Source organism: Methylibium sp. T29-B (assembly GCF_000576225.1).
Lineage (GTDB): Bacteria > Pseudomonadota > Gammaproteobacteria > Burkholderiales > Burkholderiaceae_C > Methylibium > Methylibium petroleiphilum.
In genome coordinates this window covers 1-794 of record NZ_AZSN01000382.1, presented here as the reverse complement: position 1 = coordinate 794, position 794 = coordinate 1, and the positions used below count along the sequence as shown (strand labels likewise).

General features: G+C 75.8%; 2 protein-coding genes. Both read left to right on the top strand.

Annotated features, from left to right (window positions below; all coding sequences use genetic code 11):
- Positions 1–437: malonate decarboxylase holo-[acyl-carrier-protein] synthase (mdcG, locus tag Y694_RS22075; RefSeq protein ID WP_081782317.1), on the top strand; the 437-nt coding region annotated here is incomplete at its 5' end.
- Positions 431–794, top strand: a 364-nt coding sequence (locus Y694_RS22070; protein WP_231497847.1) for a triphosphoribosyl-dephospho-CoA synthase, incomplete at its 3' end; no start/stop codon positions are given. The genes mdcG and Y694_RS22070, both read left to right, overlap by 7 nt.

The following is a 794-nucleotide window of genomic DNA, read 5'->3' as shown; positions in this document are numbered from 1 at the left end:
CCAGCGGCCGTGAGGCTGGTCTCGGCGCACGGCGCTGGCGACGCGCTGGCCCACCTGCCGGCGCGCTGCGCGAGCCGGCGGCGCAGCTCGAATCGCGCGCGTTCGCGCTCGGTCTGCCGGTGCACGTGTTCGGCTCGGCGTTCTGGCAGCAGGCCAGCGGGCTTGTCTACCTGACCGAGCATTCCGACCTCGACCTGCTGGCCTGTCCGCCCAGCGCAGCGGTCGCGCGCGCCTGGCTCGAGGCGCTGGCCGAGGTGCAGGCCGGCAGCGCGGCCCGGCTCGACGGCGAACTCCAGCTGCCCGACGGCGCGAGCGTGGCCTGGCGCGAGCTGGCAGCCGCGCCGGCGCAGCTGCTGCTGAAGGCCGACCACGGTCCGGCGCTGCGCGAACTGGCCGCGGTGTGGGCGGCCTGGGGTACCGTGTCGACACCATGCTGAGCCTGACGACGCCTCCCTCGCTCCTGCATGCCGACCCGGAGTGCGGCCACGCGCAGCGCACCGTGCGCAACGCCGCGGTGCGGGCGCTGCTGGGCGAGCTGATCACCTACCCCAAGCCGGGCCTCGTGAGCCTGTGCGACAGCGGCAGCCACCGCGACATGGACGCCGCGAGCTTCGTGCGCAGCAGCCTGGCGCTGCGCCGCTACTTCGAGCAGGCCGCCGCGGCCGGCGCCCAGGGCGCGAGCTTCGCCACGCTGAACCGGCTGGGGCGTGCCGCCGAGGCACGCATGCTGCGCGCGACCGGCGGCATCAACACCCACCGCGGCGCGATCTCAACCTCGGCCTGCTGGCGGCGGC